This window comes from Oscillibacter valericigenes (assembly GCF_021531915.1).
GTDB lineage: Bacteria > Bacillota > Clostridia > Oscillospirales > Oscillospiraceae > Oscillibacter > Oscillibacter valericigenes_A.
The window spans coordinates 128,623-148,794 of sequence record NZ_JAFBIV010000004.1; the positions used below are offsets into that span (position 1 = coordinate 128,623).

General features: G+C 63.4%; 24 protein-coding genes. 17 read left to right on the forward strand and 7 right to left on the reverse strand.

Going from position 1 to position 20,172, the window contains the following annotated elements; translation table 11 throughout:
* Position 1: 1 nt before the first annotated feature.
* Positions 2–1,366, reverse strand: coding sequence for a Trk system potassium transporter TrkA (gene trkA, locus JQM66_RS05055; RefSeq protein WP_235228783.1), 1,365 nt, complete (start codon positions 1,364–1,366; stop codon positions 2–4).
* A 244-nt stretch (positions 1,367–1,610) separates the two neighbouring features.
* Between trkA and acpP the strand changes: the two genes are divergently transcribed.
* From acpP to JQM66_RS05120, 13 genes are all read left to right on the forward strand, one after another.
* Positions 1,611–1,841: an acyl carrier protein gene (gene acpP / locus JQM66_RS05060; protein ID WP_235228784.1), complete on the forward strand. Its 231-nt coding sequence runs from the start codon at positions 1,611–1,613 to the stop codon at positions 1,839–1,841.
* Between the two features lie 54 nt (positions 1,842–1,895).
* Positions 1,896–2,333: an acetyl-CoA carboxylase biotin carboxyl carrier protein gene (gene accB / locus JQM66_RS05065; protein ID WP_235228785.1), complete on the forward strand. Its 438-nt coding sequence runs from the start codon at positions 1,896–1,898 to the stop codon at positions 2,331–2,333.
* The gene (gene accC, locus JQM66_RS05070; protein WP_235228786.1) at positions 2,327–3,718 is read left to right on the forward strand and encodes an acetyl-CoA carboxylase biotin carboxylase subunit; all 1,392 of its coding nucleotides are present in this window, start codon (positions 2,327–2,329) and stop codon (positions 3,716–3,718) included. Before accB ends, accC begins: the two co-directional genes overlap by 7 nt.
* A complete protein-coding gene (gene accD, locus JQM66_RS05075) occupies positions 3,715–4,569 on the forward strand; it encodes an acetyl-CoA carboxylase, carboxyltransferase subunit beta (protein WP_235228787.1) in 855 nt (284 codons plus the stop codon). Before accC ends, accD begins: the two co-directional genes overlap by 4 nt.
* A complete protein-coding gene (locus JQM66_RS05080) occupies positions 4,566–5,384 on the forward strand; it encodes an acetyl-CoA carboxylase carboxyltransferase subunit alpha (protein WP_235228788.1) in 819 nt (272 codons plus the stop codon). Before accD ends, JQM66_RS05080 begins: the two co-directional genes overlap by 4 nt.
* Positions 5,381–6,328 carry a beta-ketoacyl-ACP synthase 3 gene (locus JQM66_RS05085; RefSeq protein WP_235228790.1) on the forward strand — a complete coding sequence of 316 codons (948 nt, stop codon included), beginning with the start codon at positions 5,381–5,383 and terminating at the stop codon, positions 6,326–6,328. The genes JQM66_RS05080 and JQM66_RS05085 overlap by 4 nt, the downstream gene beginning before the upstream one ends.
* Positions 6,329–6,971: 643 nt before the next feature.
* Positions 6,972–7,913 (forward strand): nitronate monooxygenase, encoded by a 942-nt coding sequence (locus tag JQM66_RS05090; RefSeq protein WP_235228791.1) that lies wholly within the window; start codon positions 6,972–6,974, stop codon positions 7,911–7,913.
* A complete protein-coding gene (locus JQM66_RS05095) occupies positions 7,904–8,992 on the forward strand; it encodes an NAD(P)H-dependent flavin oxidoreductase (protein WP_235228792.1) in 1,089 nt (362 codons plus the stop codon). Before JQM66_RS05090 ends, JQM66_RS05095 begins: the two co-directional genes overlap by 10 nt.
* Positions 8,989–9,927, forward strand: a complete 939-nt coding sequence (fabD, locus tag JQM66_RS05100; RefSeq protein ID WP_235228793.1) for an ACP S-malonyltransferase — start codon at positions 8,989–8,991, stop codon at positions 9,925–9,927. Before JQM66_RS05095 ends, fabD begins: the two co-directional genes overlap by 4 nt.
* Positions 9,927–10,670, forward strand: coding sequence for a 3-oxoacyl-[acyl-carrier-protein] reductase (fabG, locus tag JQM66_RS05105; RefSeq protein WP_235228794.1), 744 nt, complete (start codon positions 9,927–9,929; stop codon positions 10,668–10,670). The genes fabD and fabG overlap by 1 nt, the downstream gene beginning before the upstream one ends.
* 693 nt (positions 10,671–11,363) lie before the next feature.
* A complete protein-coding gene (gene fabF / locus JQM66_RS05110) occupies positions 11,364–12,599 on the forward strand; it encodes a beta-ketoacyl-ACP synthase II (RefSeq protein ID WP_235228795.1) in 1,236 nt (411 codons plus the stop codon).
* A 5-nt stretch (positions 12,600–12,604) separates the two neighbouring features.
* Positions 12,605–13,036 carry a 3-hydroxyacyl-ACP dehydratase FabZ gene (gene fabZ / locus JQM66_RS05115; RefSeq protein ID WP_235228820.1) on the forward strand — a complete coding sequence of 144 codons (432 nt, stop codon included), beginning with the start codon at positions 12,605–12,607 and terminating at the stop codon, positions 13,034–13,036.
* 73 nt (positions 13,037–13,109) lie between these two features.
* Entirely contained in the window at positions 13,110–13,592 is a 483-nt protein-coding gene (locus JQM66_RS05120; RefSeq protein ID WP_235228796.1) for a MarR family winged helix-turn-helix transcriptional regulator, read from the forward strand.
* Positions 13,593–13,661: 69 nt separating this feature from the next.
* Here the strand turns inward: JQM66_RS05120 and gluQRS are convergent, their stop codons facing one another.
* The gene (gene gluQRS, locus JQM66_RS05125; RefSeq protein WP_235228798.1) at positions 13,662–14,603 is read right to left on the reverse strand and encodes a tRNA glutamyl-Q(34) synthetase GluQRS; all 942 of its coding nucleotides are present in this window, start codon (positions 14,601–14,603) and stop codon (positions 13,662–13,664) included.
* Between the two features lie 203 nt (positions 14,604–14,806).
* Here gluQRS and JQM66_RS05130 point away from each other — a divergent pair, with 203 nt between their 5' ends.
* The gene (locus tag JQM66_RS05130; protein WP_235228799.1) at positions 14,807–16,147 is read left to right on the forward strand and encodes a sodium-dependent transporter; all 1,341 of its coding nucleotides are present in this window, start codon (positions 14,807–14,809) and stop codon (positions 16,145–16,147) included.
* 108 nt (positions 16,148–16,255) lie between these two features.
* Here JQM66_RS05130 and JQM66_RS05135 read toward each other — a convergent pair whose 3' ends face one another.
* Genes JQM66_RS05135 through JQM66_RS05150 form a run of 4 tightly spaced genes read right to left on the reverse strand, consistent with a single transcriptional unit; the run spans position 16,256 to position 17,603 of the window.
* Positions 16,256–16,714, reverse strand: coding sequence for a baseplate J/gp47 family protein (locus JQM66_RS05135; RefSeq protein ID WP_235228800.1), 459 nt, complete (start codon positions 16,712–16,714; stop codon positions 16,256–16,258).
* A gap of 2 nt (positions 16,715–16,716) precedes the next feature.
* Positions 16,717–17,109 carry a DUF2634 domain-containing protein gene (locus tag JQM66_RS05140; RefSeq protein ID WP_235228801.1) on the reverse strand — a complete coding sequence of 131 codons (393 nt, stop codon included), beginning with the start codon at positions 17,107–17,109 and terminating at the stop codon, positions 16,717–16,719.
* A complete protein-coding gene (locus JQM66_RS05145; RefSeq protein ID WP_235228803.1) occupies positions 17,093–17,302 on the reverse strand; it encodes a hypothetical protein in 210 nt (69 codons plus the stop codon). The genes JQM66_RS05140 and JQM66_RS05145 overlap by 17 nt, the downstream gene beginning before the upstream one ends.
* A gap of 52 nt (positions 17,303–17,354) precedes the next feature.
* Entirely contained in the window at positions 17,355–17,603 is a 249-nt protein-coding gene (locus JQM66_RS05150) for a helix-turn-helix domain-containing protein (protein WP_235228804.1), read from the reverse strand.
* A gap of 192 nt (positions 17,604–17,795) precedes the next feature.
* On the opposite strand from JQM66_RS05150, the gene JQM66_RS05155 reads away from it, so the two are divergent.
* Both JQM66_RS05155 and JQM66_RS05160 read left to right on the forward strand, forming a co-directional pair.
* Positions 17,796–18,401, forward strand: coding sequence for a hypothetical protein (locus JQM66_RS05155; RefSeq protein ID WP_235228805.1), 606 nt, complete (start codon positions 17,796–17,798; stop codon positions 18,399–18,401).
* Between the two features lie 57 nt (positions 18,402–18,458).
* Positions 18,459–19,622 carry a cation diffusion facilitator family transporter gene (locus JQM66_RS05160; protein WP_235228806.1) on the forward strand — a complete coding sequence of 388 codons (1,164 nt, stop codon included), beginning with the start codon at positions 18,459–18,461 and terminating at the stop codon, positions 19,620–19,622.
* A 37-nt stretch (positions 19,623–19,659) separates the two neighbouring features.
* Here JQM66_RS05160 and JQM66_RS05165 read toward each other — a convergent pair whose 3' ends face one another.
* Positions 19,660–19,866: a helix-turn-helix domain-containing protein gene (locus JQM66_RS05165; RefSeq protein ID WP_235228807.1), complete on the reverse strand. Its 207-nt coding sequence runs from the start codon at positions 19,864–19,866 to the stop codon at positions 19,660–19,662.
* Positions 19,867–19,965: 99 nt separating this feature from the next.
* Here JQM66_RS05165 and JQM66_RS05170 point away from each other — a divergent pair, with 99 nt between their 5' ends.
* The gene (locus JQM66_RS05170; protein WP_235228808.1) at positions 19,966–20,139 is read left to right on the forward strand and encodes a hypothetical protein; all 174 of its coding nucleotides are present in this window, start codon (positions 19,966–19,968) and stop codon (positions 20,137–20,139) included.
* Positions 20,140–20,172: the final 33 nt, after the last annotated feature.

The following is a 20,172-nucleotide window of genomic DNA, read 5'->3' on the forward strand; positions in this document are numbered from 1 at the left end:
TTTACTGCATGATGTCGTGGATGTCCTGCAGGGTGGTGTCCGTGGTCACCACGATCACATCGTCCCCCAGCTCCAGCACGTCATTGCCGGAGGGGATGACGATGCGCCCGTTCCGCCGGACGATGCCCGCCAGCAGGATGCCGCTCTTCAGCTTCAGGTCCTTCAGGGGGACCCCGATGAAGGGTACATCCTCGGTGACGCCGAACTCCAGGGCCTCCACCGCGCCGTCCACCAGCCGGTGGAGGGTCTTGATCTTGGCGCTGGAGGCACTCTCCATAGCCCGGACGTACTGGACGATCAGCTCCGTAGTGACGGAGGCGGCGGAGACCACGCTGTCGATCATGTGCTCCGTGGACACCAGGTCCATCAGGGACCGGCGGTTGATCTTGGCCACCACCTTGCAGCAGTCGCCGGACAGCCGGGCGGCGCTCATAGACATGAGGATGTTGGCCTCATCGATGCCGGTGATGGCCACGAAGGCGTCGGTCTGCTCAATGCCCTCCTCGACCAGCAGCTCGCCGTCGGTGCCGTCGCCCACGATCACCAGGGCCTTGGGCAGCCGCTCGCTCATCTGGACGCAGCGGGCCTCGCTCTGGTCGATGATCTTGACGGACATGCCCATCTCGATCAGCTCAGAAGCCAGGTAATAGCAAATTTTACTGGCGCCCACGATCATCACGGAGGACGCCCGGTTGCGGAACACGCCCAGTTGGCGGAAGAACATCTCCAACTGCTGGGGCGAGGAGGTCAGGTAGATCTTGTCCCCGGCCTGCAGCTGGAAATCGCCGGAGGGGATGATGGTCTCCTTCCCTCGGGCCACGGCGCAGATCAGCACCCGGACCCGGACGGTCTTATAGAGGTCGCTGAGCCGCATGCCGTGAAGGGTGGAGTTCGCCGGCAGGCGGTATTCCACCAGCTCCAGGCGGCCCTTGGAGAAGGACTCCAGCTTCATGGCCGTGGGGAAGCGCAGCACGCGGGCGATCTCCCGGGCGGCGGCCTTCTCCGGGTTGATGGACATGGTGAGGCCCAGTTCCTCCCGCATGAAGCGGAGCTGCACCTCGTAATCCGGATTGCGGATGCGGGCGATGGTGTGCTCCACCCCCAGTTTCTTGGCAACCAGGCAGGCCAGGATGTTGATCTCGTCGCTGGAGGTGGTGGCGATCAGCAGGTCGGCCTTGTCGGTCTCCGCCTCCTTCTGGACGCCGTAGCTGGCGCCGTTGCCGCACACGCCCATGACGTCATAGACGTTGATGATATTGTCGATCAGCTGGGCATGCTCGTCAATGACCGTGACCTGATGCTCCGCAGACAGCTGCTGCGTCAGCGCCACGCCCACCTTACCGGCGCCCACGATGATGATTCTCATAGGGTCCTCCCATTCCGCCATTCAGTGAGACGGATCAATTAAAAAAGGTAAATAAGAAAACAGATAAAGTCATTATATAGGAACATGCGTAAAAAGGGAATACCCGTTTCGTAAAAATTACCTTTCCCGGTCTCCCAAAATTTTTCTTGACAAATGCCCCGGCCCCGGATACAATATAGTTCAATTATTTTAGTTAAATATTTTTAATTAAAATAATTTATATTTCGACACAAGGAGTATCAATATGGAATTCGAGAAAGTGCGCGATATCATCGTGGAGACCCTGGGCTGTGACGCCGAGCAGGTGAAGCCGGAAGCCACATTGTCCGAGGACCTGGGCGCCGACTCCCTGGCCGCCGTGGAGCTGGTCATGGCTCTGGAGGAAGCCACCGGCATCACCATTGATGACGCCGACGTGGGCAGTCTCAAGACCGTGGGCGACATTCTGACCTACCTGGAAGCCCACAAGAACTGATGTGCCATCCCGCCGGAGAAGTCTCTCCGGCGGGATATTCAGAAAGGAATTCCTATGACCAACCAAGAGATATTCGACCTGATGGACCGCTTCCAGCGCAGCACCATCCACGCCATGAAGCTGTCCGGAGAGGATTTCTCCATAGAACTGACCAAGGCCCCGCCGGCGCCGGTGGCTGCTGCTGTGGCTGCCGCTCCCGCTCCGGTCCAGGCGGTGCCCGTCCAGCCGGAGACCCCCGCTCCCCAGGCAGAGGGCCCCACGGTGGACGCCCCCCTGGTGGGCACCTTCTACGCGGCCCCGGCCCCGGACCAGCCCCCCTTCGTGGCGGTGGGTGACCGGGTGAAGCAGGGCCAGACCGTCTGTCTCATTGAGGCCATGAAAATGATGAGCGAGGTCCCGGCCCCCTGCGACTGCGTCATCGAGGCCATTTTGAAAAACAGCGGAGAACTGGCGGCCTTCGGCGAGCCGCTGCTGCGGTACAGGCCATGCTGAAGCGGGTCCTGATCGCCAACCGGGGCGAGATCGCCCTGCGGATCCAGCGGGCCTGCCGGGAGCTGGATATCGAGACCGTGGCTGCCTATTCCCAGCCGGACGCGGAAGCGCTCCATGTCCAGCTGGCCACCCAGGCCGTCTGCATCGGCCCCGCCCGGGCCGTGGACAGCTACCTGAACCAGGAGGCTCTGCTGACGGTGGCCAAGGCCACCGGGTGCGACGGCCTCCACCCCGGCTATGGCTTTTTGTCCGAAAATGCGGACTTTGCCGACGCCTGCGCCCGGGAGGGCATCACCTTCATCGGCCCCTCCGGGGACACCATCCGAAAGGCGGGCTCCAAGTCCGCCGCCCGGGACATTATGAAGGCAGCCGGCGTTCCTGTCACCCCCGGCTCCGACGGCCCCGTGTCCTCGGTGGAGGACGCCCTGGCGGCGGCGGAGCGGGTTGGCTATCCCGTGCTGCTGAAGGCCAGCGCCGGAGGCGGCGGCCGGGGCATCCGCCGGTGCGACAGCGCCGATGTGCTTCCCGCCGCCTACGCCGAGGCCAAAGCGGAAGCTCGTGCCTGCTTCGGCGACGACGAAATGTACCTGGAAAAGCTGGTGCTCCGTCCCCGGCACATCGAATTTCAGATCCTGGCGGACCGCCACGGCAATGTCATCCACCTGGGAGACCGGGACTGCTCCATCCAGCGGCGGAACCAGAAGCTCATTGAGGAGGCCCCCGCCCGGTGCCTAACCCCCGAGCTGCGGCAGGCCATGGGCGACGCCGCCGTCCGGGCGGCTAGGGCCGTGGGCTACGAGGGCGCAGGCACCGTGGAATTCCTGCTGGACAGCGACGGGGAGCACTTCTACTTCATGGAGATGAACACCCGCATCCAGGTGGAGCACGGCATCACGGAGCTGATCACCGGGGTGGACCTGGTGCGCCAGCAGCTGCGGGTGGCCTCCGGGCTGTCTCTGGACATGGCCCAGGAGGACATCACCCTGACGGGCCACGCCATGGAGTGCCGCGTCAACGCGGAGGACCCCCGGCAGGACTTCCGTCCCTGCCCCGGCACGGTGGAGTTTCTCCACTTCCCCGGCGGCGCCGGGGTCCGGGTGGACTCCCACCTGTACAACGGCTGCACCCTGCCCCCTTACTACGACTCCCTGGCCGCCAAGCTGATGGTCCACGCGCCCACCCGGCTGGAGGCCATCCGGAAGATGCGCCGCGCTCTGGAGGAATTCGCCCTGGAGGGCTTCCCCACCAACGCGGAGCTCAGCTATCAGATCCTGTATCATCCCACCTTCGTCCGGGGCGGCTGCACCACGGCCTTCCTGGAGGAGAACCTCCCCCGGCTGCTGGACTTCAACCGCCGGGTGGACCAGCATGAGGACACCGTATGAATTCGATCTTTGCCAAGCGCCGCGCCCGTCTGCTGGCCATGAAAGCCATGCGGGACAACTACATTCCCGGCGATAAACTGGTCTCCTGTTCCCACTGCGGCCAGGAGAGTGAACGGAAAGCCGTGGCCGGGAACCTCTCCGTCTGTCCCAAGTGCGGCTACCACTTCCCCATCGGGGCCTACTACCGTCTCAGTACCATTCTGGACCCCGGCTCCTTCCGGGAACTGAACGGCAAGCTCCCTGCGGGGGACCCCCTGGCCTTCCCCGGCTACCGGGAAAAGCTGGCCGCCGCCCAGCGGAAGACCGGCCTGACCGAGGCCGCCGTCACCGCCACCGGCACCATCGGCGGTCGGAAATGTGTGGTGGGCGTACTGGACAGCCGCTTTCTCATGGGCTCCATGAGCGCCGCCGTCGGCGAAAAAATCACGCTCGCCATTGAGTACGCCACCAAGAACAAGCTGCCCCTCATTCTCTTCGCCGCCAGCGGCGGTGCCCGGATGCAGGAGGGCATCCTGTCCCTGATGCAGATGGCAAAAACCAGCGCCGCCCTGGCCCGGTTTTCGGATAAGGGGCTGCTGTATATCTCCGTGCTGACGGACCCCACCACCGGCGGCGTCACCGCCAGCTTCGCCTCTCTGGGCGACATCATCCTGGCAGAGCCGGGGGCCCTCATCGGCTTCGCCGGCCCCCGGGTCATCCGCCAGACCATCGGCCAGGAGCTGCCGGAGGGCTTCCAGCGTGCGGAGTTTCAGCTGGAGCACGGTTTCGTGGACGCGGTGGTGCCCCGGGCCCAAATGCGGGACACCCTGGAACGGCTGCTGCGGCTCCACGGGAAAGGAGGTCCGGCATGAATCCCACCCTCACCGCCGCAGAGCGGGTAGCCATTGCCCGCCACCCCCAGCGGCCCAACATCACCGACTATATCGATACCCTTTTCACAGACTTTTTCGAATGTAAGGGCGACCGGCTCTGCAAGGAGGACCCCGCCATTCTGGGCGGTGTGGCCCTGTATCACGGCCGCCCCGTCACCGTCATCGGCACCCGCAAGGGCAAGACCCTGGAGGAAAACCTGGCCTGCAACTTCGGCATGCCGGGGCCGGAGGGCTACCGCAAGGCCCTGCGGCTCATGAAGCAGGCGGAGAAGTTCCGCCGCCCCATCTTCACCTTCATCGACACCTCCGGCGCCTATCCCGGCCTGGAGGCCGAGGAGCGGGGCCAGGGGGAGGCCATCGCCCGGAACCTGCTGGAAATGAGCCGCCTGACCGTCCCCGTCATCGCCGTCATCACCGGCGAGGGCAACAGCGGCGGCGCCTTGGCCCTGGCCGTGGCGGACCGGGTGCTGATGCTGGAGAACGCCGTATACGCCATTCTCTCCCCGGAGGGCTTCGCCTCCATTCTGTGGAAGGATGCGGCCCGCAGCGCCGAGGCCTGTGAACTCATGCAGATGACGGCCCCGGACCTGATGCGCCTGGGCGTCATCGACGGCATCATCCCCGAGCCCGACGGCGGCGCCCACACAGCCCCCCAGGCGGCCCTGCGGAAGGTGGACCGGACCCTCCGCCGCCAGCTGGCATCCCTCTCCAGGGAGAGCGGCTCTGCTCTGGCTGCCGCCCGGTATCAGAAATTCAGAAAGATGGGAGCACAAGCCCCCAAGGAGACACCATGAACGGAATCAAAATCAGGGGCACAGGCCGCTGTGTCCCGGAAAAGGCGGTGACCAACGACGATCTGGCCCGCATCGTGGACACCAACGATGAGTGGATCACCACCCGCACGGGCATCAGGACCCGCCGCCACTGCACCGTGGAGACCCACACGGACCTGTGCGTGAAAGCCGCCAGGGATGCTTTGGAGCGAGCGGGAGTACGCCCCGATGAGATCGGCGCCTGCATCGTGGCCACGGTCTCGCCGGACACCCTGGTCCCCTCCGCCGCCTGCCGCCTGCAGGCCGCCCTGGGCCTGCCCAAGGACATTCTCTGCTTTGACCTGAACGCCGCCTGCACCGGCTTTCTCTTCGCCCTCCATACCATGGAGTGCCTGCTGAACAGCAGCCCCCGGAAATACGGTCTGGTGGTGGGGGCCGAGGCCCTCAGCCGTCTTATTGACTGGGAGGACCGGAGTACCTGCATCCTCTTCGGCGACGGCGCCGGGGCCGCGGTGGTGGAGTGCCGGGAGGGCTGGCCCGCCGCCCCCGCGGTGCTGGGCTGCCGGGGAGACGACGCCCTGCTGCGGGTAGCCGGTCCCGGCACAGGGGAGCCGCCCCTGATCCGCATGGACGGCACCAAGGTCTTCAAATTCGCCGTGGAGACGGTGCCCCAGTGCATGGACCAGGTACTGCAAAAGGCGGGGTTGACGGTGGACGACGTGGATTTCTTCGTGTTCCACCAGGCCAACGCCCGCATCATCGACCTGGCGGTGCGGAAGTACCGTATCCCGCCGGAAAAATATTACAAGAACATCGCCGACTACGGCAATACCTCCGCCGCCAGTATCCCCCTGGTCCTCAGCGAGCTGCAGGAACAGGGCAAGGTGGCTCCCGGCAGCCGGGTGCTGGTGGTAGGCTTCGGCGGCGGCCTCACCTGGGGCGGGATGCTCATCGAATTCGCGTGAAATCGTCCCCTGGCAGGGGACGGGAGGTTGACGCCCCCCATTCTTTTTCGTCTTGCCGAAAAAGAATGCGCCGTGCACGGTGGAAGAAAAAGGCGCTTTCATGTCCAAAGCCTGCCCCTTGGGCAGGTTTGGACAAGTACGGGAGTTGCCGTAGCCAATGCAATGCGAACCTGTAAGCCTGTACCGGGTGCGTCTAACATTGGCGGAACCGGGACAGCCTGCCGCCGCATGCTGAGACTGCCGGCTTGCTTTCGGGGCGGTCAACGCATCGACTAACTTCTCTTCCCGCTGCCGCTCCACTTACCGCCCAGGCAGCGCTGAGCAAAGCGGGGAGCGCGGAAAGAGAAGCGGTAGCCATACGATAACCCCCCCGAAAGTCCCACCCACGCCGCCAAATGCGGAGCAGCACCTCTCTATTCCCCAGGGCCAAAGCGCACCCGGTACAGGCCCGCAAGTCTGTGCCGCACCGGCCACGACGACCCTCGCATTTAAGCAAATAAGGCACGACGTGCCGTTTTGCGCAAAAGCGTTTTCTTTTCCACCGCTGCGGCGGCGACTTTTCTTTGGCAAGACAAAGAAAAGTGGGGGCCGCATTCCCCGTCCCCGCCCCGTGGGCGGAAACACCTCAAGGAGGTCACTCCACATGAAAAAACTGAACGAAATCCTGGGGACCGAGTTCCCCATCATCCAGGGCGGCATGGCCAACATCGCCACCGGCGAATTCGCTGCCGCCTGCTCCAATGCCGGCGCACTGGGCGTCATCGCCACCGGCCACATGAAGGAAGCAGAAATGCTCCGGGAACAAATCCACATTTGCAGGAAACTGACCGACAAGCCCTTCGGCGTCAACCTGATGCTGATGAACCCCTGCGCCGGAGACATGGCGAAGATCATTATCGAAGAGGGCGTCCGGGTGGTCACCACCGGCGCCGGCAGCCCCGGCCAGTACATTCCCGCCTGGAAGGAGGCCGGTGTCACCGTCATTCCCGTGGTGGCGGCCTCCATTCTGGCCAAGCGCCTGGTACGGGCCGGCGCCGACGCCATCATCGCCGAAGGCATGGAGTCCGGCGGCCATGTGGGTGAGATGACCACCATAGCCCTGGTGCCCCAGGTCATCGACGCGGTGGACGTGCCCGTCATTGCCGCCGGCGGCATCGCCGACGGCCGCCAGGTGGCCGCCGCCTTCGCCCTGGGGGCCTGCGGCATCCAGGTGGGCACCTGCCTGCTGGCAAGCGTGGAGTGCCCCATTCATGACAACTACAAGCAGGCCATCCTGAAGGCCAAGGACAGCGACACCACCGTCACCGGCCGCTCCATCGGCGGCCCGGTCCGGGTGCTGAAGAACAAGATGGCCCGGGAATACCTGGCTCTGGAGAAGCGGGGCGCCACCCTGGAGGAGCTGGAGCACATCACCTTGGGCGGCCTGCGCCGGGCGGTGTTCGACGGCGACATGGACCGGGGCAGCGTCATGAGCGGCCAGGTGGCTGGCATGCTCCACGAGATCAAACCCCTGCGGCAGATCTTTGAGGAGCTGTACAGCGGCGGCAGGGCCGTTTTGGAGGCAACAGACCGGGCATGGCAGTGACGATTCGGGGAAAAGTTCTCCCCCTCCCCATTTTGCAGGGCGGCATGGGCGTGGGCATCAGTCTGGACAACCTGGCTGGCGCCGTGGCCGCCTGCGGCGGCATGGGCACCATCTCCACCGCCTTCTGCGGCTTTCAGGAGCCGGATTTTGACCGGAACCCCAAGGCCGCCAATCTTCGGGCGCTGGAGCGCCAGGTGAAGCACGCCAAGGAGTTGGCCCACGGCGCGGGTTTGGTGGCCGTCAACGCCATGGTGGCCACCACCCAGTACGCCGACAGCATCCGCACCGCCCTCCGGGCGGGGGTGGACGCCGTGGTCTGCGGTGCCGGCCTGCCCAAGGACCTGCCCGCCATCGCGGCGGAGGTGGCCGACAGCGATGCCGCCATCGCCCCCATCGTCAGCGGCGGCAGGGCCGCGGGGCTGATCTGCAAGCTGTGGGACAGGCACTACGGCCGCGTCCCCGACTTCGTGGTGCTGGAGGGCCCCCAGGCCGGCGGCCATCTGGGCTTCTCCAAGGAGGAGGCTTTGGAGGCCCAGGCCGGACGGCCCAAGCCCCTCAGCGACCTGCTCCATGAGGTTTTGGACGCTCTGGCGCCTTTCCAAGAGAAATACAGCCGGGACATCCCGGTGTTCGTGGCGGGCGGCGTGAAGGACGGCGCCGACATGGCCCGCTACATGAAAGAGGGCGCTGCCGGGGCCCAGTTCGCCACCCGGTTCATCGCCACGGAGGAATGTGACGCCAGCGACGGCTACAAGCAGCGGCTGCTGGATGCCAAACCGGAGGACATCACCATCGTCCAGAGTCCCGTGGGGATGCCGGGCCGGGCGCTCCGCAGTCCCCTCATTCAACGGGTGGAGGCGGGCACCCAGCCCCGCCCGGACCGCTGCGAGAACTGTCTGGTCCCCTGCGACTTCAAAACCACCCCCTACTGCATTTCCAAGGCCCTCATCGCCGCCCGGAACGGCGACTGGGAGAACGGCCTGTTCTTCTGCGGCGCAAACGCCGGAGAGGTAAACCGTCTCTCCACGGTCTGGGAGCAGATGGAGCAAATCATGAAGGAATGGAGAAACGCACGATGAAGCTCGGTTTTCTGTACGCCGGACAGGGCAGTCAGCACCCCGGCATGGGCGCCGACCTGTACGACGCCTTTCCCACTTTCCGCCAGATTTTCGATCAGGCGGCGGAGCAGGTGGATTTTGATTTGAAGGAGGTCTCCTTCATGGACAGTCAGGGTATCCTGAACCAGACCCGGTACACCCAGCCCTGCATGGTGGCTTTCGCGGCAGGTCTGACGGCGGTACTGAAAGAGCAGGGCATCGTCCCCTCTGCCGCCGCCGGATTGTCCCTGGGCGAATATTCCGCCCTCCACGCCGCCGGGGTTTTTGATGCCGCCACCGCTGTGAAGCTGGTAGCTTTCCGGGGCAAGGCCATGGAGGAGGCCGCCGCTGGCCGTCCCTCCGCCATGATGGCGGTGCTGGGCCTTGACCGTGCGCCTTTGCAGGCGGCCTGTGACCAGGCGTCGGCCCTGGGCTGCGTGGTCATTGCCAACTACAACTGCCCCGGCCAGCTGGTGATCGGCGGCGAAAAGGCCGCCGTGGAGCAAGCCGCAACTCTGGCAAAGGAGGCAGGTGCCCGCCGATGCCTGCCCCTGAAGGTCAGCGGCCCCTTCCACACTCCCCTGATGGCCCCCGCCGGGGACGCCCTGGCGGAGCGGTTCAAGGCTGTGGACTTTGGGCAGCCCCAGATTCCCGTGATCTTCAACTGCCTGGGCAGTGCGAAAGATGATTTCGTCACCATTCCGGAGCTGCTGGTACGGCAGGTCCAGAGCAGCGTCTTCATGGAGGATTCCATCCGCGCCATGGCCGCCCTGGGCATCGACGCCTTTGTGGAGATCGGCCCGGGCAAGGCCCTCAGCGGCTTTGTGAAGAAAACCGTGCCGGAGGTCCCGGTCTATGCCGTGGAAACGGCTGCGGATGTGGATGCCCTGGTGAACGCAGTAAAGGAGAACGCATGATGAACTTTTCCGGAAAGACCGCCGTGGTCACCGGCGGCAGCCGGGGGCTGGGCCGGGCCGTGTGCCTGGAACTGGCGGCAGGCGGCGCCAATGTGGTGTTGTGCTACGCAGGCAACGAGGCCGCCGCCAACGAGACCGTGGCGGCCTGCGAGGCCCTGGGGGCCAGGGCCGTGGCCGTCCGCTGCGACGTGGCGGACAGTGCGCAGGTCAAGACCCTGATGGACACCGCCCTCCAGACCTTTGGCCGCATCGACATTCTGGTGAACAACGCGGGCATCACCCGGGACGGCCTGCTCATGATGATGAAAGAGGACGACTTTGACGCGGTCATCGACACCAATCTGAAGGGCGCCTTCCTGTGCATGAAGGCTGTGGCCCGGCAGATGATGAAGCAGCGGTACGGCCGCATCGTGAATCTCAGCAGCGTGGTGGGCCTGCGGGGCAACGCCGGGCAGGTGAACTACGCCGCCAGTAAGGCAGGCATCATCGGCATGACCAAGTCCCTGGCCAAGGAGCTGGCCAGCCGGGGCGTCACCGTCAACGCCGTGGCCCCGGGCTTCATGGAGACGGATATGACCGCTGCCATGCCCGAAGCCGCCAAAACCGCCACTCTGGCCGCCATCCCCATGGGCCGCATGGGCGCGGTGGAGGACGTGGCCAAGACTGTGGCCTTCCTGGCCAGCGAGGAGGCCGGGTACATCACCGGACAGGTCATCGCCGTGGACGGCGGCATGAGTATGTGACATACGCCCCCTGGCGGGGGGCGGGGGATGCGCCGCTTTGCGGCGCCGGAAATGAACCCCCCATTTCTCTTTGTCTTGACAAAGAGAAACGGGCCGTTCACGGTCCAAAGAGAAACCGCCCAGGCAGCTCAACTTGACACAGCCGTGTCAAGTTGACCGCAAACGCAGGAGTCGTCGTGGAAAGTGCCCGTGTAAGCCGATAATCTCCTACCGGGTGCGCCCAACATGGGCGAAACAGTGAGAGCCCGTCGCCGCAAACGGCGCTCCCGGCTTGCTTTCGGGGTGCTGAACGAATGGACCAGCGTCTCTTTCCGCGCTCCCCGCTTCGCTCAGCGCTACCGCGAGATAACAGGAGCGGCAGCGGAAAGAGAAGATCGTCCATGCGTCTACCACCACGAAAGAAGCACCGCATCAGCAGATGCGGAATAGAACCTTCTCTGTTTCCACAGGCTGAAGCGCACCCGGCACAAGCATTCAGATTCCACCGCACCAACCACAGCAACCCTCGTATTTAAGCAAATAAGGCGCCGAACCGGCGCCGTTTTGCGCCAAAGCGTTTTCTTTTCCACCGCTCCGGCGGCGACTTTTCTTTGGCAAGACAAAGAAAAGTGGGGGCCGGAACCCCCGGGCGCCGCGGAGCGGCGCCACCCCCGTCCCCAGCCTGGGGACACCCCACATCAAGGAGGTATTTCCATGAACCGACGCAGAGTCGTCATCACCGGCCTGGGGGCCGTCACCCCCGTGGGCCTCACCGCAGCCGACAGCTGGGACGCCGTCCGCCGGGGCGTCTGCGGCGTGGCGCCCATCACCCACTTCGACGTCTCCGGCATGAAGGTCCGTCTGGCGGCGGAGGTCAAGGGCTTTGACCCCGAACACTACATGACCAAGCCCGAGGCCAAGCGCACGGGCCGCTTCACCCAGTTCGCCATGGCCGCCGCCCAGGAGGCCCTGCGGGGCTTCGACAGCACCGGCACGGACCCGGAGCGGTGCGGCGTCATCGTCTCCAGCGGCATCGGCGGTCAGTCCATCACCGAGGCCGAGCACAGCCGGGGCCTGGAGCGGGGCTGGGACCGGGTCTCCCCCTTCTATATCCCCACCGCCATCAGCAACATGGCGGCGGGCCAGCTGGCCATTCTGTCCAAATTCCAGGGTATGTGCTCCTGCCCAGTGACCGCCTGCGCCGGCGGCAGCAACGCCGTGGGCGATGCCTTCCACTATATCCGGGACGGCTACGCCGAGGTGATGCTCTGCGGCGGCACGGAGGCCGCCATCACCCCCCTTGCCATCGGCGGCTTCACCTCCATGAAGGCCCTGAGCCAGTCGGAGGACCCCAGCCGGGCCTCCATCCCCTTTGATGCGGAGCGGAGCGGCTTCGTCATGGGCGAGGGCGCCGGCATCCTGCTGCTGGAGGATCTGGAGCACGCCCGGAAGCGGAACGCACCCATCTACGCGGAGATTGTGGGCTACGGCGCCACCTGCGACGCCTACCACATGACCGCCCCCCTGCCCGACGGCAGCGGCGGTGCCCGGGCCATGGCCATGGCCCTGCGGGACGGCGGTGTGACTCCGGAGGAGGTGGGCTACATCAACGCCCACGGCACCTCCACCCACCTGAACGACGCCGGGGAGACCGCCGCCGTCAAGACGGTTTACGGGGAGCGAGCCTACAAGCTGGCCATGAGCTCCACCAAGTCCATGACCGGCCACATGCTGGGCGCCGCCGGCGCCGTGGAGGCCATTTTCACCGCCCTGAGCCTGCGGGACGGCTTCCTGCCCGCCACCATCAACTACCGTACCCCCGACCCGGAGTGCGACCTGGACGTGGTGCCCAATGAGGGCCGCGCCGCCGACGTGCGGTACGCCATGAGCAATTCCCTGGGCTTCGGCGGCCACAATGCCAGCCTGCTGCTGAAGAAATGGGAGGGCTGAAGATGATGCAGTATGATTCCAATCAGATTGCGGAGATCCTGCCCCACCGCTACCCATTCGCCCTGGTGGACCGCATCGTGGACGGGGAGCCGGGCAAATGGGCCAAGGGCATCAAGTGCGTTACCGTCAACGAGCCCTTCTTCCAGGGCCACTTCCCCCAGAAGCACGTCATGCCCGGCGTCCTGCTGATCGAGGCCATGGCCCAGGTGGGCGGCGTGGCCATCCTCTCCCTGCCGGAGAACCGGGGTAAGCTGGCCTTTCTGGGCCGGGTCCACGATGCCCGCTTCAAGCGTCAGGTGGTGCCCGGGGACGTGGTGGAGATGGAATGCGTCCTGACGAAGCAGAGGGGCCCCGTGGGCATCGGCACCTGTAAAGCCACCGTCAACGGCGAGGTGGCCGTCACCGCGGAGATCACCTTTGCCATTGGAACGGAATGACTTGCCGTTTTCCCGCAAACTTGGTATACTGTCTTTTACGGAAACGATCACAGCGGGAAAGCAGGCGGAGCGTATGCTGAAACACGCGTTTTTCAACGTATATACCAAATTCAAGCTGCACTTTTATCAGGAGATCTTCCTCCGGTTCCAGAACCGGGAGGCCAGTCTCACCACGGTGGAGACCTTCTGCATGGAGAGCATCCTGGCCCTGGGCAGCCCCACGGTCAACGAGTTTGCCTCCTTCATGCGCATCTCCCCGCCCAACGCGGCCTACAAGGTCAACAGTCTGGTGAAGAAGGGCTACATCAACAAGGTGCAGTCCCCGGACGACCGCCGGGAATACCACCTGGAGGTCACCCAGAAATACCTAGATTACTACAACATCTCCGCTGCCTACATGGTGGAGGTCATGGACCGCATCGCGGCCCGGTTCTCCCCGGAGGACTGCGCCAAGCTGGAGGAAATGCTGACCATCGTCAACCAGGAGCTGATGCCGGAGGTGGACATTCCGGAAGCCCGGATGCCCGAACCGCCGAAACAGGAACCGCAGGCATAAGAACACCGCCCCGGACCGATTTGGGTCTGGGGCGGTGTTTTCATGTTCATGTTATTGTTTAAGGGCGGGTCAGAACAGCCCCTCCGGCAAGCGGATATCCTCTTTGGGCACCTTGGCCCAGTCGAAATCCGCCAGCAGCTGCTCCGCCGTTTTCGGCTCCGCCGAGGGATTGAAGCCCGCCGCATACGCCAGTTTTCCCAAAATCTTCGCCGCCGTCATGCGGTCCTGCAGGTCATCCAGTCCCGCGTCGGCGTTCCGCTTGGAAAGCCGACGTCCATCGCTGGTCAGCAGCAGAGGGCCGTGGAAAAAGGCGGGCGGCTCCAGGCCCAGCAGGTGGTAGAGGTACAGCTGCCGGGGGGTGGAATCCAGCAGGTCCGCTCCCCGCACTACCTCTGTGACGCCCATGGCGGCGTCGTCCACCACCACTGCCAGTTGGTAGGCAAACATGCCGTCGGACCGCCGCAGCAGGAAGTCCCCGCAGTCCCGGGCCAGATTCTCCCGGTACGGCCCCATGTGTCCGTCGGTGAAGCCCCAGTCCTCGTCCGGGACCCGCAGCCGCAGCGCCGGGGCCCGGTCCTTTCTTTTTTCGGCGATCTGCTCCGACGTCAGCCCCCGGCAGGTCCCGGCGTAGAGCACCTGACCGTCCTCCCGGTGGGGGGCGCTGGCGGCGTGGAGCTCCGCCCGGGTGCAGAAGCAGGGATACACCAGGCCCATGTCCGTCAGCTTTTCCAGCGCCTGTTCATACAGCGCCGTCCGCAGGCTCTGCTCATAGGGGCCGTCAGGCCCGCCCACACCGGGACCCTCGTCCCAGGTGAGGCCCAGCCACGCAAGGTCCGCCGCCATCTGCTCCCCGTACCGCCGGGGACACCGGGCGGTGTCCAGGTCCTCGATGCGCAGCACCACCCGGCCGCCCTTCTGTCGGGCGCTGAGCCAGGCCAGCAGGCTGCACAGGATGTTCCCCAGGTGGATGCGCCCGCTGGGGGATGGGGCGAAGCGGCCCACGGTCTGCATCGGCGTTCTCTCCTCTCAAATGTTCTGCTCCGATTATACCAGTCCCGGCCCCGGCCCGCAAGGCCTCCTTTTTCCGCCCCGTTTCTCCGCGGACAGTCCGTTTCTGAACCGTTTCTTAACAGATGTCCCATCTGCCGCCGCATACACTGTAACAGCAAATCGCACCCGCACTGTTTGATTCTGAGAAAAGGAGTGTCTGGACTATGAGCAACACGGGAAACCTGCAAAAGCAAGACGGCTTCCAAAGCAAGTGGGGCTTCATCATGGCCTGCATCGGCTCCGCCGTGGGCATGGCCAACATCTGGCGCTTTCCCGCCATGGTCTCCACCTACGGAGGCATGACCTTCCTGCTCCCCTATTTCCTCTTCGTCCTGCTCATCGGCTCCTCCGGCGTCATGGAGGAATTCGCTCTGGGCCGCTGGGCGGGCGCCGGCCCCGTGGGCGCCTTCGGCAAATGCACGGAGGAGCGCACCGGAGACCGCCGTCTGGGCGAATATATCGGCGCGCTGCCCATCATCGGCTCCATGGGCCTTGCCATCGGCTACTCGGTGGTCATGGGCTGGATCTTCAAATACACCGCCATGGCCTTCACCGGGGAGCTGTATGCCATGGGGCAGGATATGGCCGTCATCAGCGGGACTTTTGATGTGGTGGCGGTGGATAACGCGCCCTGGGTCATCGTGGCCGTGGTGGTCAGCTTCCTCATCATGTCCCTGGGGGTGGCCGGCGGCATCGAGCTCTCCTGCAAGTTCATGATGCCCCTTCTCTTCGGCCTGCTTCTGGTACTGGCGGTCTACATTGCCTGCCTGCCCGGAGCGGCGGACGGCTACCAGTACATTTTCACCCTGCATCCCGCAGGCCTCGCCGACCCCAAGGTCTGGATCTACGCCTTCGGGCAGGCCTTCTTCTCCCTGTCGGTGGCGGGGAACGGCTCCGTCATCTACGGCTCCTATCTGGGCCGTGACGTGGGCATTCCCGGCTCCGCCCGGAACGTGGCGGTGTTCGACACCATCGCCGCCATCCTGGCCGCCTTCGTCATCATCCCCGCCATGGCCACCACCGGGGAGCAGCTCTCCGCCGGCGGCCCGGGCCTCATGTTCATCTATCTGGTCAACGTGTTCAACGGCATGCCCGGCGGCCGGCTGGTAGGCATCGTGTTCTTCCTCTGCGTGGTCTTCGCCGGGGTCTCCTCCATCATCAACCTGTACGAGGCCCCCGTGGCCTTCCTGCAGGAAAAGTTCCGCATGAAGCGGGTGAGCGCCGTGGGCATCATCCACGCCGTCGGCGTGGTGGTCGCCACCCTGATCCAGGCCATCACCTCTCAGTGGATGGACGCCGTCTCCATCTACATCTGCCCCTTCGGGGCCCTGCTGGCGGGCGTCATGTTCTTCTGGATCCTGAAAAAGGAGACCGCCCTGGACGCCGTCAACCTGGGCAACCACAAGGCGGTGGGCGGCTGGTTCTATCCCGTGGGCCGGTACCTTTACTGCCCCCTGTGCCTGGTGGCCCTCATCGCAGGGGCCATCCTGGGCGGCATCGGCTGAATCGCTCCATCCAACCGGCCAGCCTTTCGGCTGGCCGGTTCAGCTTGTCGAAAAAGTTTTTTCGACAAGCTGCTGCAAGTTTTTCGAACTTCAAAAAGTTCGAAAAACTTATGATTGAAAGCCGTTCACATATTCCACCGGGATGAGTGCGCCGGTGTAGCCGTTGGCCACGGTGCCAACGGTTTCACAGGTGACCTCATGGCTGAGGCGTGTGTCCGTGTCGGTGTCATCTGTGAGGCGGCCCGTCACAACAAAGTTTAGGTCCTCACAAGAGAAACGGGTGCCAACAGGCACCTCAATATTGAACACCGCACGGAACACAGCGGCGCTTGCAGGATAGGGGGACATGTTGCGATCTTTTGCCCGCAAGATAAGATACTCACGGGGCGCTGTGAGCAGATAGGTGGCCTTGAAAACGAAGTCAGCCGCAATGTAGAGCTGGGCCAGCTCCGCCATGGACGGGGCCACACCGTTCATCACCATGGAGCCCTCACGCTTATCAACGGCGGAGGTCACCCTGGACAGAGCACTTGCCAAAAGCGCCTCATAGGTTTTGCTTTCAAACATGCTTAAAACTCAACCTCCTTTGTGACCTCCAGATCACCATAGATGGTGTAGACTTTGAAGTTGGCCAGCACGCTCTTGCGGCCACTTTCAAAGCTCCAGTCATCCACGGCGGTGATGCGGTCATCCTGCATCAAGGCCTCCGTGATGCGCCGTTTTATCTCGCTCATGGCATAATCTTTGGGTTTGCCAATAAGGTCCGCAAGCTCCACACCATAACGCCAGGAGTAAATGGGGTATGCGTAGCGCTCCACATTCAAAATGAGATAGATGGCCTGGAAAAGTGCATCACGCTGGTCTGTCATGTCGCTCACCCGGCCATGCTCAATGACCAGCTTGTGCGTATAGCTGGGCTGTTCCACCATCGTGAAGTTGATGAGGTCAATCCTCGTCATCATCGGCGGTGTCGATGTCAATGAGGTTTTCTGCCTGGACGATAATTTCAGAAACAATCTGCCGGATGGGCAGGTTGGTCTTGGCACGCAAACGGCGCACCACTTTCTCAGCCTCCGGGGTGAGGCGGACGGTGCCAATGCACTCATCAGAAATGCGGGGTGCTTTCAGCACAATGGGGTTGGGGTTGTTACTCATGCGGGTTTCCTCCTTTGGTTGGCGGGGTGATGTGTTCCTTGGTTGCGGGCGGTTATGCCTTGGCAGCTCTGCGGCCTCTCCGCTCAAGCGACCTCTGGACATTGAGCTGGGCGGTTTCGGCATCATATCTGAGCCGCTTGTCCGGGAGTCTTGTGCCATCCTGGCCTCTTTTCAGTTCATAGTAGGCAGTGGAGAGGGACATGCCCATCTCATCCGCAATGTCTTTGGCTGTGAGGCCGCTTTCCCACATGCTTTGGATTTTCCGCCGGTCCTCTATGGAGCGGAAAGTGTAGCTTGCCATCAAATTCACCTCCTGTTTGGCACAAAATACGCAAAAAAATTAGATTACACAGCCGGACCGTGGTGGTCCGTGACCGTGTAATCTAATTATGTGGTCTGCCAAGTGGGTAAACTCTCCATAAATCATCTGTACAACCAGCATTTGCCATGCTATAATATGAGTCCTGAATTTACACAAACGAGGTGTTTGCATATGCGTGAAGAGATGCGGACCTTTGGCTATCTCTGTCCCAAGTGCGGCAAGACCGTCATGGCCGCCCGCTCCGTGTTCGCCCTGGAGGCCTCCAACGCCGAGGTGGAGTGCGACTGCGGGGAGAGCCGCCTGCAGGTGAAATTCGACGGCGAGAAGTACCAGGTCTACGTCCCCTGCGGCCTGTGCGGCGAGACCCACATGGCCCTGTGCCCCCCGGACCGGATGCTCCACGGCGCCACCGCCCTGGGCTGCGCCCGGACCAAGCAGTTCGCCTGCTTCATCGGCGACGAGGGCACCGTGGAAAAGAACCTGCGGGAGCTGGCCATTCTGGCGGAGAAGGAAAAACAGCAGAAGGACGAGGGCGAGGAGGCCTTCGTGGACAACGTGATCATGTACGAGGTCCTCTCCGAGCTGAAGGACATCGCCGCTCGGCCCCGGGGCATCACCTGCGCCTGCGGCAGCAGCCGCTACGGCATGGAGATCCGCCGTTCCGCCGTGGATCTGGTCTGCCGGGACTGCGGCGCCAAGCTGCGCATTCCCGCCGCCACGGACCGGGACCTGGACGACCTGTGCTGTCACATGAAGCTGGTCATCCCCGGCAAATGATTTTGATACCCGGACCGGGCCGCCGCCCGGTCCATGTTTCGGAAAGGACCTGATCGTATGATAACCCTGTTGGCCCGGCTGTTTCTGAAGCTGGACGGAAAAACGGAGGCGGACCTCCGGAAGGCATACGGCGTCCTCTGCGGCGCGGTGGGCATTGGCCTGAACATCCTGCTGTTTCTGGGCAAGTTCTTCGCCGGTACCCTGGCGGGCTCCATCGCCATCACCGCCGACGCCTTCAACAACCTGTCTGACGCCGGCAGTTCCTTCGTCACCATGCTGGGCTTCCAGCTGGCGGGGCAGAAGCCCGACTCGGACCACCCCTTCGGCCACGGCCGCATCGAGTACCTGTCCGGTCTGGGCGTATCTCTGCTGATCCTGCTGATGGGCTTCGAGCTGGCCAAATCCTCCATTGCGAAGATCATTCACCCTGAGCCCGTGGAGTTCGACCTGCTGGTGCTGGCCATCCTGGCGGTCTCCATTGCGGTGAAGCTGTACATGTTCTTCTACAACCATCGCCTGGGCAAAAAGCTGAACTCTTCCGCCATGCTGGCCACGGCCACGGACTCCCTCAGCGACAGCGTGGCCACCACCGCCGTGCTGGTCGCCACCCTGGTGGGCCACTTCTCCGGCCTCATGATCGACGGCTGGGCGGGCATTCTGGTGGCCCTGTTTATCCTGTGGTCCGGCTTCAACGCCGCCAAGGACACCATCAACCCCCTGCTGGGCACCCCGCCCACCCACGAGTTCGTGGAGGAGATCAAGACGCTGGTCATGGCCCATCCCGCCATCATCGGCATCCACGACCTGATCGTCCACGACTACGGCCCCGGCCGGGTGATGATCTCCCTCCACGCGGAGGTCTCCGCTGCCGGGAACGTGCTGGATATCCACGACGAGATCGACAATGTGGAGAAGGAGCTGCAGGAAAAGCTGGGCTGCCACGCCGTCATCCACATGGACCCCGTCGTCATTGACGACGGCGTCACCGCGGACACCCGGAAGCGGGTCCAGGCCCTGATCCACTGCATCGATGACCAGATCAGCATCCACGACTTCCGCATGGTGGCAGGCCCCACCCACACCAACGTGATTTTCGACGCAGTGGTGCCCTTCGGCTTCCGCCTGACCGACGATGAGGTGGCAAAGAAGATTCAGGAGGCCGTCCGGGCCCTGGACGGCAACTACTTCGCCGTGGTCACCGTGGAGCGGTCCTATACATAAAAAACAACACGGGAAACGCCATAGGGCGCTTCCCGTGTTATGGTTTGTCCGGTGTAAAACGAATGACATCTGAAATATCGCAGTCCAGGATGTTGCAGAGGTCATTCAGTGTGTTCATTGTGATGCTGCGGTTTTTCCGCAGGGCATCCAGGGTGCCCGTGCTGACCCCGTACTCTTTGATCAACGTATACTGGGAGATGTTCTTCCGTTTCAGTGTTTCCCACAGCGGTTCAAACGTAATCATGCCCACACCTGCCTTATATCTAGCATATCCGAAAATACATCCCTTGAATAATGCCGAATATTCGGCTATAATCAAGGTATCCAGAAAGGTGGGAGTGGAATGCCGGACTACAAAGAGATGTATCTGCACCTGATGCGGGAAACGGAAAAAGCCATCCGGATTCTGGAAAAAGCGCAGCAGGACTGCGAGGAACTGTATGTAGGGGATGAAGGGCCGGTTCTGCGGGTGCTCCCCACGCCGTACCGCTCCGAACCCGACCCGGCCGACAACTGATCTCCGGTCTGCCGCTCATATTTTTGCCGTTTA